The following is a 9700-nucleotide window of genomic DNA, read 5'->3' on the forward strand; positions in this document are numbered from 1 at the left end:
CATCGATCTCGTCCGGCGCGACGAGGACGACGTAGGTTGTCGCGATCACCCAGGTCGCGATCGAGCGAGACGTGCAGCTCACCCGGGAAGTGGCAGTCGAGGTCACCGCCAGTCATCGATAGGCCGGCGGCCGACGCTCTTCCACGCCCCGCGGACCCGAACCCGCTGTCGGTGCCGGGCCGGTCCGAGATGGCCGGGGCGGCCATCTCGCCGACCTGCTCGACGAGGCCGCCGCGGCCCGATTCCATGAGCTGGCCGGTAAATTGGGCGGAGGGTATTCGGTATGATGAAGCTGTGGCGATCGGGCTGGACGGAGCTCGTTCCCTTCTTGGACTACGACGTGGAGATCCGCCGGATCATCTGCCCCAACTGGAACGGCCAGTTGAGCCGGAGATCGGACAATCCTGGTAAGGCCCTTGATCCCCGCCGGTATGCCGGAGCGTGCTCACCCGACACCGTCGGCCGCGACACCCGTGGCTACGACGCCGGGAAGAAGATCAACGGACGCAAGCGCTTCGCATCGTCGAGCGGGCGAGCTCGTTCGGCGTCGACGCGCGGCTCGAGATCTACTCGGCGTCCACCCATGTGTTCCAGTACTTCTGGTCGTTCCTGCCCGAGGCCGCCGACGCGCTGGCTCACGCAGGCGCGTTCATCTCCCGCGTGTCCGGCTGAGCAAGCCTTCCCCAGTAACGCTGTGAGCAGGTGGTCCGGTGGTGCTCGATGTGGATCAGGACCAACGCGTGGGAACCACCCGTGGGGACGTGGGTCGGGCCCCGCTACCTGCTCGCCCGCGGCGCGGCGGCGTCGATTCCGAGGGATCGCGCGAATGTAGCTCTTCGACGGTCACATCGACCCACACAGAAGCCCGCGGTCCGCAGTTGATGGGCGCTGCAGTCATGTCCCCGCGGACGACTGCGCGCAGCAACGGGGACGGCTCGGTTGTGCGCTACCTGGCGCTGGCGCACAACGAGCGGATCGGCGCGTCGACGAAGGCCACTGTGTTGCCCAACCTGGGCCGGGAAAACCGGCTGGACCGGATGGTCTGCGCCGACTGGTCCGCTCGATCAACCGTTACCTCCGCGAACCCGAGCGGACGCCCGCGGCGACCGGCCTCGACGCCGCGGCGGAGAGGTTGCGGCTGACCGCCTCCCGGCCGGCGGGCGGCGTGACTGCTCGATGGGCTGTGCGCCGACTCGGGGTGAGCGCCGCGCTGCGGAAGGGCCTGGGAGGCCTCCGGGTCACCACCGATGTGGAGCGGGTGCTGTTCGCGCTGGTGGCGAACCAGGCGCTGGACCCGGCCTCGAAGCTGGACGTCGCCGAGTGGGCGTCGCACGACGTGGCGATCCCCGGGCTCGCGTCCGTGACGGCGCATCGGTTCGGGAAGCCGCTGTCGAGCGTCGGACGATCGAGGACGCATCGCCCCGGGCATGCGCGCCGACCTGCTCCTCGTCGACGGCGACCCCGTGACGAACATCGGGGACACCTTGACAGTGCGGCGCGTCTGGCGGGAGGGCGTGGCACTGTCAACCCGGGCCGGACGGTGAGGGGCGATCCCGTTGAACGGCACGTGGCGCGTCACCGCCAGCCGCGGCACCGATCTCCGTGGAACTGACAGCTGGGTGTACTGCGCGGACGGGCAGATCGACCCGGACAGTCGTGCCCGCCCCGCGTGGGCTGGAGATCGAGATCGTTCCACGCAGCGCCTCGACCCGGTCTGTGAGGCCGATGAGTCCCGAGCCTGCACCCGGCGTGGCACCACCGGCACCGTCGTCGCGAATCGACAGGTGCAGGGTGCCGTCATGCACCACCGCGTGCATGTAGGCCGTTGACGTGCTGGCGTGCTTGGCGACGTTGGTCAGTGCCTCTGACGCGATGTAGTACGCCGCAGCCTCGATCTGTTCCGGCAGCCGTCCGGAGATGTCGACGTCGAGTTCTACCGGGGTGATCGAACGGCGGGCCAAGGCCCGGAGCGCAGGACGAAGGCCACCCTCGGACAGGATCGCCGGGTGGATGCCTCGGGAGATCTCCTGCAACTCGTCGGTCACACGCCTCAGATCGGTGGCCACCTGCGCCAGCTGCGTCCTGACCTGAGTCAGCTCGGGTGGCACGGCCTCCTCGGCAATGCGCAGTTCCAACGCCAGCGCCACCAGCTGCTGCTGGACGCCGTCGTGTAGATCGCGTTCGATGCGCCGCCGGGCGTGGTCCGCCGCGGCCACGAGCCGGGCCCGCGAGTCGGCGAGCTGTACACGACTCTTCATGAGAACCTCGTCATGGTCTTGAGGCAGGGTGACCACTCCGTGTTGGCCACCGTCGCGGAACTCGCGAGAGGTCCGCTGCCGGACGACGGTGCGCAGTCAGCGAGATGAGCCATCCACATCGTCCGCAGGTCATCGACGTCTCCCCCGTTGTCCCTGGGTCGAGAACGCTCCCGAGTGTGGCCCAGCGAGACGACGAGCGCGCCCGTATCGGGCCCCGGTTACACCCCTGGCGAAACAGGCCGGGGACACGCAGGAGCGAGACGATGGACGCGCATCGATGCCGGTGTGCGGCGACGGTATCGTCCGGCAGGGTGCCCTCCGCCTGGACCGCGTCTCCGTCCCGGTCGAGCGCTACGCCGCCGACAACACGCGCAGCAGGCCCATCATCTCGGCGAGGTGGTGGGTGGGGCTCGGGTGTCGACCAGCTGACGCAGCCGCGCGGGGGCGTCCCTGGACCGCATGGGTGTGTAGATCACCAGGTGCAGGTCGGAATGATCTGAGGGAACCATGCTGTGTTGTTCCAGGTGCAGGTCGCCGACCACGGGGTGGCGGAACAAGCGCTCCCGTGAGGTCAGTGCTTCGATGCCATGACTTTCCCAGGCGGTGCGGAACGTTTCGCTGGCATTGAGGAGTCGTCCGACGAGCTGGGAGAAGTGCGGGTCGGCCAGCCGGGGGCCGGCCTTGGCCCGGAACGCGGCGACGTTGTGGCGGCTGATGAATTCCCAGTCGGGCACCAGCTCGCGCAGATACGGGTCGGTGAACAGCAACCACAGCAGGTTCCGGTCCGCCGCCGCCACGGTCGCTATGTTCGGGTACAGCGCCACGCAGGCGGTGTTCCATGCAGATATCCACCAATCCGAGGTGATCGCGTACGCCGGGTAGCCAGCGAGCGCGTCGAGAAACTGCTGCATGTGGGCCGGGACGGCGTGGTGGATCGGGTCGGTGGCGAGTTGGGGGGCGGCGTACCCGGCCAGCGACAGGACGTACGCATGCTCGGCGGCGGACAGTCGCATGGTCCGCGCGAGCGCATCGAGCACCTGCCGGGAGGGTGTGATGTCACGGCCCTGTTCGAGCCAGGTGTACCAGGTGATGCTCACCCCCGACAGGTAGGAGACCTCCTCGCGGCGCAGTCCCGATGTCCTTCTCCCCTCGGCCGGGAGGCCTAGTTCGGCGCGCACCAGCTGTCCCCGCCGAACCCTGAAGAAGTCGCCGATCAAGGCGACGTTGCGCATCACCACCCACGCCTCCCCCACCAGGCCGTGCCCGTGGATGTCCCCGGAGCCCCAGGACAGTGGCGGGGATCAGGCTCTCGGCTTGGTCGTGGGCGGCGGCTCATGTCGCGTAGCGGGTTGCCAGCTCTCGGAACTGCTCGAGCCGGTTGAGCCTGGTACAGCCTTCTGATCTCCGCCCGGTCCTCCACACTCAGCACCTCCTGGTTACGGAGCGGGTCGAACTTCGCTGTCAGTTCTTCAGCCGGCACCGATCCGGCCCGGCAGCTCGATCACGATTTCGGAGCGCAGGGCGACGACATGCCGAGCACCGTTCAGCCAATCCTCGCGCTCCGCGCGCAGGACTCGGACAACGATGCTGCGGAAGAGCCGGCGGCCGGCCTCCGGCAGGTCGCACCAATCGTCGCTTGTCCCCCCGACCGATGGCCACGCGGTGGAGGCGGGCTCCGGCGCGCTCCAGGCCGTGTTCGGCAGGAAGCCCGTGATCGCTGGTCATCTCGTTCATGGCGTCCCTCGAAGGTCGTGGCGGTGACGTTGTGGATGACGATGTCGGGCCGGTCCGTCGAGGACTTGAACCCGGCGGCGTGGATGCTGAATGGGCCACATTCGTCGGTACCGCCTACTGTTGTGCACCTGGAAGCGAAGTGCGCAAGGGCAATGCCCTGGTTGCCACCCGGGGGCCGCGGCCCAGGGTCCCTGGGCCGTGAGAATCCGGGCATTCAGCACAGGCAGCCTGTGCTGTTTACCCGATTCGCACCTGATGTACTTATTGAGTCACGTCGCGATAGCCCGACGGCATCGGGATACTGGGCGGCCGCGGCAAGGGCTTTCCAGCCCCGTGATGAGCTGGCTGAGCCGGAGCGCCCGCCGGCGCGGGGTCGGGCAGCGCCTGACGCAACTCCCGGCGTGAGCTGATGGCGAGCTGGGTGAAACCTCGTGCACGTGCCATTCGACGGTGCGGAGGCTGAGGCGCCGCCTGGGGCGTGGGGCACTGTCCGTTGACAGCCCAGCGAGCCCGGTCGTGCCGCGTCACCGTGCTCGGCGTTGCGGTTCGTCGTCGGGCTCAGCTCAGGCGGAACTCTGGGCCGGATCTCGGAGCAGGTCTGCCAGCTCTTTGCGAGAGCTGACGCCGAGCTTCATGAACACCTTGCGCAGGTGCCATTCGATTGTTCGGTGGCTGAGGAAGACCTGCGCGCCGATCTCCGGATTCGTCAGGCCGTCGCTGGCCATGCGAGCGATTTGGGCTTCTTGCGGTGTGAGGTCGTTTCGCGCGTCCGCGATCCGTTTGCGCACCGTTTCTCCGGCCGCGAGGAGTTCGCGCCGCGCGCGCTCGGCGAACGCGTCCGCACCCATGGCGTCGAGAGCGCGGTAGGCGGCAATCAGCTGTGTGCGCGCGTCGACGCGCCGCTGCTCGCGCAGGAGCCACTCGCCGTAGATGAGTTGTGCGCGAGCATGGTGGACGACGACATGCGAGTGGCGAAGGTGCTCGATCGCCTCCACGTATAGGTCCTCGGCTTTGTGGCCCTGGCTCAGGAGCGCGCGCGAGCGGGCCTCAACACCGCGCGCCCACGCCGTGCTGCTGAGACTCGAACGCTCAGCCAGCCGTTCGAATGCCGTCGTGGCGGTGGATGGGTCGCCGCTGCGCACGGCCGCTTCGATGAGCTCCGGCAAGACCCAGACATTGAATCCGAGCCCGTCGGGATCGTCGGCGCGCTGCGCCGCGGCCGTCGCCTCGCAGTAGTCGCCGAGGCCGAGGTGGAGTGTCGCGAGGGCCCACTCGGCGACTTCCACTGCGAAGCCCTCGCCACGCGAGGTCGCGTCCGCGATGACCGCTGCACGCAACCTGTGGGTGCGCTCCTTGTCGCCACGCCATGCGGCGATCAGGACGGAGAAGTCCGCGATCGTAACGCCAGCGGTCGCTGTCGTGATCGCGTCTGCTTCCTGCACGAGCTGCTCGGCGACGTCGAACTTGCCGGCGAAGAGCTGATGGGCCGCCGAGTAGTTCAGCGCGAACGGCAAAACGGTCAGCGCGCCCCGGTCCCGAGCGACGCCGGCGAGCCCGCCGGCGATCGCGGCGCAGGCGTCGTCGTTCCAGAGGTCCATCGCGAGTTGGCACGCGAGCCAGCACCATGCGATGTTCTCGCGGCGGAATCCCTCGGCCTGGAAGGCGTCGAGCGCGCGAGCGAGCAAGGGCAACGCGGTCGCGTAGCCCTGTGCGAGGCGCATCGTCAGCCCGTCGAGCAGCAGGTCGATGGCGCGCGTGGAACACCCCCGTGTCGCAGCCGTGGCCGCCTCCGCGGCTTCCACGACGCCCTCGGCTCTCTCGAAGCGCCCGCTGCGCACCGCGGCCCAGAGCGCCTCGAGATGTGTCTCGCGCGCCAGCTCGGCATCGAGCGGCTCGAGACGTTTCGCCGCAGCACTCAGCAGCGCCGGTGTTTCGCTACCGCGGGTGCGCGCGAACGCGATGTGGGCGCGCAGGCGGTCGACTCGTGCGCGCTCCAGCTCATCGAGTGGGCACATCATCGCGATGGGAAGCAGGGCTTCTGCCGCCTCGGGGGCGCCGGCGACGAAGTTGGCGTGCGCAGCGGCCAGGGCTCGCGTACCGCGCCGCGCCGGGTCCGGTGTCAGCTCGGCCGCTCGCTCCAGGAACGCTGCTGCTGCCGCTGCCCCGCCGCGGCCCTGTGCCCGCGACGCGGAGCGCTCGAGCTCGACGGCGACGCTTTCATCTGGTACCGGCGTGGCGTGCGCGCGGTGCCAGGCGCGGCGGTCCGAGTTGGTCTGCGGGTCGGTTGCGTTGGCCAGCGCGGCGTGAGCGCGCCGGCGTTCGTCCGGTGGTGCGGCCCGATACGCCGCTGATCGGACGAGCGGATGGCGGAACCGCACGCGCGCGCCGAGCTCGATCAGCCCAGCGCGCTCGGCTGGGACGACCGCTTCGGCGTCGATTCCGAGCTCGTCGTTTGCACGAAGCAACCCGGTCAGGTCGCCGACAAACTCGGCCGCCGCGACGAACAGGAATCTCCGTGTCTCCGCGGGCAGGCTATCGATCCGTTGGATGAAGCTCTGCTCCAGGCGGCCGGCCAGCGCCGCGGCGTCGGGAAGCCCGAACCCGCCGGCGAGCTGCGCTGGCGTGAAGGCGCGCGGCAACTCCAGCAGGGCAAGCGGATTTCCTCGTGTCTCAGCGACGAACCGGTCGCGCACCTGCTCGTCCATGCGACCGGGGAAGGCCGACTGCACCAGCAGGCGCGCATGGTGGTCGTCGAGACCGTCGAGCGTGAGGTCCGGGAGTCTGTCGAGTTCGCGTTCGGTGTTCGGCTCGCGAACGGCGAACACCATCGCGATCCTTTCGGCGGCCAAACGCTGCGCGACGAACGACAACACCTGAACCGACGCGCGATCCAGCCATTGCACATCGTCGACCAGGCTTACCAGCGGACGTTCCTCCGCGACATCCGACAGCAGGCTGAGCGTCGCGAGGGCCACGAGGAAGGGATCCGGGGCCGGTCCCGCGCGCAAGCCGAACGCCACCCACAGCGCGTCCCGCTGTGGAGCGGGGAGCTGCTCGGACCGCTCGAGCAGCGAGGAGCCGAGCAGCTGCTGGAGCCCGGCCAGCGGCAGCTCCACCTCTGACTCCAAGCCCGCCGCCCGCGTGATCCGGAACCCCGATGCCCGCTCGGCGACGTAGTCCAAGAGGACCGACTTGCCGATGCCGGGCTCGCCGCGCAACACCAGTACCGACCCTCGCGCCGCCCGAGCCCCCTGAAGCAGCCGATCGAGCGCGGCGCACTCGGCGTCGCGGCCGAGCAGCGCGGGTGAGTTGGTCGCGGCCACAGAAGCACCTAGCCTCAACGGTGAGGACGAGATGCCCGGGCACGCTACGCCGCCGGTGCGGCCGAAGGAATCCCTCGCCGGTTCGCGGTCGCGGGGGAGTCGATCCCGGCCTCGGCCAGGACTCGCAGGCTGTCGGCCTTGCTGGTCGGCTCGATGATCCGCGCGCGCACCAGCTGCCGGAACACCTGGTCGTGGTCGGTGACGGTGTCGGATCCGAGCTGGTCGTAGACGGCGCGCAGCGCGTCCCACAGCGGCGTCATCGGCGAGGACGCGACTTGCAACGAGCCGGCCCCGCCTGCGGCGAGGGCGTCGGTGTCCACGCCGAGGTCGAGCTCGCCCTGCCCGCCGGCCGGCCACTGCCGGGTCACCGGGCCGCGGCGCAGGCCGCGGCCCCGCTGCAGGGCACGGGCCGCCTTGAGCGCTTCCACCGCCTGGGCGTCGTGGGCCGAGCCGAGGTGCTCGACGTCGCGTGATCCGCGCCGCGAGCCATGCACGATCTGCAGCGCGGTCGCCCCGGACCCGGTCCGCACCGTGCGCACTGACGCCACAACGGGAGCCTACGAACCCGGCTTGGTGCGCAGATTCAGCCGAACCCGCCGACGATCCCGCAGGTCAGCGGACCATGATACTGCTCCAAAGATCCACTCGTGAGCCAAGTCGGGGCGTTGCAGGCGCGGACGCGCCGGTCCAACTCGGTGACATCGCCGCGGAGCTCCTCGAGAATGGCCAGCTGCGCGGCGAGCACGGGATACGCAAGGCCGATGTAGAGGCGAGCTGGACCGCGCAGCCGCGGCAGCATCGCGCGTCCGGTGCCCAGCCGCCCGCGTTGAACAGGTCGGGCGTTGAACAGGTCGGGCCGGTCGGTTTGGCCCTGGTGGCCGCAGTCCTCGCGGTAGAGGAACTGCACGTCGACCAACGGTCCGCGGTTCTCACGGGTTGGCGACCTCGACCGAGCGGCGTTTCCTACTCAGCGTGCAGGCATTTCCTGCTTCCGGGTCGCAGGAGCGGATCCCGACCGACTGTGCGCACAGCGGCACTCGCGCGGCGTCATCCCGTACCGCCGCCGGAACGCCCGCTCGAACGTCCTGAGGTCGCGGAACCCGACGACGGCCGCGATGCCCGACACCCCGAGATGGGCGTACCTCGGGTCGGACAGCATCGTCCGGGCCGCGAGCAACCGCTGCTCGCGCAGGTATGCACCCGGCGTGGTCCCGATCCGCTCGAACAAGGTGTACGCGTGACTGACCGACACGTGGTGCCGCCGCGCTAGCTCCTCGACCCGCAAGTGCGGCTCGGCCAGGTGTTCGCGCACGTGCGTCCGCATCATGTCGAGCAGAACGTCCTCGGGGCCGTCCCCGCCCGGCACAGAGGGGGCGACGTCGCGCAGCGCCATCGCGAGCAGATCGATCGCGGCGTGCCCGGCGTCCAGCCGCTGCGGCGCGGTCAGGTCGTCGGCCACCTCGAACAGCCGACCGAGGTAGCCGGACAGCATCTGCATGGCCGGGGCGGCGGGGTCGATGCTGCGCGCACACGCTTCGGTGATCTCGGCGGTGCGGAGCGGAAGCAGATCGCGGGAGAAGAACAGGTTCATACACCGGGTCTCGGTCGGCGAGATCCGCTCGTAGGGGCTACGGGTCTCGGCCAGCATTCCCGTACCGGCCACCGGCTCGACGAGGCGGTCGTGGTGGCGGAAGCGGCACCGGCCGGCTGTGCACACGCAGAAGTGCAGGTTGTCTGCCGTCGCTTTCGCCGCTCTTCGGTCGGTCTGGAGCAGCGAGATCGGCCCCCAATGCGTTCGAGAAAGCGTCAGGGTCTCGCCCAGCTCATGGATCGCCGACCGCCCGCGGAAGTTGCGACCCGTCCGGGCGATCACCGGTACGTAGATCTCACCGGTGACGTCCTCGAGTTCCTCGGCGGAGTACTCGTAGATCTGCACGGCCCCGAGGCTAGCTGCGCGCCATCCGCCCAGGTAGGAGCACTACGAGTGCTCTTACTACTACCTTGACGGCTGTTGTCGTGACGAGCACGCGTGGTGATCGCATGCAGGTGGCCGAGCACACAGACCGCGAGGACCAGCGGCCGTTTGCTCGCGTGGCGCGCCAGCACCTGATCCGACCCTGCTAGATCGCCCGAGCACGTCGGAGATTGCAGGACGGTCCTCCTGGAGCAAGCGAACCGTTCGACCGCCGGGGCAGACGCCGCTAGCGGTGATTCGGGCCGGGGGCACGCGCGCGGGAGAGAGGTCAGCCCGGAGTCGCGGTGTCGACCAGCCGGCGCAGTCGTGCGGGGGTGTCGGTGGTCTGCACGGGTGTGTAGATCACTACCTGTAGGTCCGGGTGGTCCGAGGGTGCGAGTATGTGTTGCTCCATGTGGAGGTCGCCGACG

The 9700-nt window shown here is 69.4% G+C and carries 6 protein-coding genes and 1 pseudogene; 1 reads left to right on the forward strand and 6 read right to left on the reverse strand.

Going from position 1 to position 9700, the window contains the following annotated elements; all coding sequences use genetic code 11:
• Nucleotides 1-415 precede the first annotated feature (415 nt).
• A pseudogene (locus tag ABEA81_RS42955) lies at nt 416-517 on the forward strand (IS5-like element ISFal3A family transposase); the annotation flags it as partial.
• A gap of 1006 nt (nt 518-1523) precedes the next feature.
• On the opposite strand, the gene ABEA81_RS41080 reads toward ABEA81_RS42955, so the two are convergent.
• The 6 genes from ABEA81_RS41080 to ABEA81_RS41105 form a co-directional block, all read right to left on the reverse strand.
• The gene (locus tag ABEA81_RS41080) at nt 1524-2294 is read right to left on the reverse strand and encodes a sensor histidine kinase (protein WP_345613297.1); all 771 of its coding nucleotides are present in this window, start codon (nt 2292-2294) and stop codon (nt 1524-1526) included.
• 347 nt (nt 2295-2641) lie between these two features.
• Nucleotides 2642-3490, reverse strand: a complete 849-nt coding sequence (locus tag ABEA81_RS41085) for a helix-turn-helix transcriptional regulator (RefSeq protein WP_345613309.1) — start codon at nt 3488-3490, stop codon at nt 2642-2644.
• A 1065-nt stretch (nt 3491-4555) separates the two neighbouring features.
• On the reverse strand, nt 4556-7315 hold the full coding sequence (locus ABEA81_RS41090; RefSeq protein ID WP_345613299.1) for a helix-turn-helix transcriptional regulator: 2760 nt from the start codon (nt 7313-7315) through the stop codon (nt 4556-4558).
• Nucleotides 7316-7359: 44 nt separating this feature from the next.
• Complete coding sequence (locus tag ABEA81_RS41095; RefSeq protein ID WP_345613301.1) at nt 7360-7863, reverse strand: hypothetical protein; 504 nt, start codon at nt 7861-7863, stop codon at nt 7360-7362.
• A 35-nt stretch (nt 7864-7898) separates the two neighbouring features.
• Complete coding sequence (locus ABEA81_RS41100; RefSeq protein ID WP_345613303.1) at nt 7899-8222, reverse strand: hypothetical protein; 324 nt, start codon at nt 8220-8222, stop codon at nt 7899-7901.
• Between the two features lie 60 nt (nt 8223-8282).
• A complete protein-coding gene (locus tag ABEA81_RS41105) occupies nt 8283-9188 on the reverse strand; it encodes an AraC family transcriptional regulator (protein WP_345613305.1) in 906 nt (301 codons plus the stop codon).
• Between the last annotated feature and the right edge of the window lie 512 nt (nt 9189-9700).

It is taken from the genome of Pseudonocardia adelaidensis, from assembly GCF_039543345.1.
Taxonomy (GTDB): domain Bacteria; phylum Actinomycetota; class Actinomycetes; order Mycobacteriales; family Pseudonocardiaceae; genus Pseudonocardia; species Pseudonocardia adelaidensis.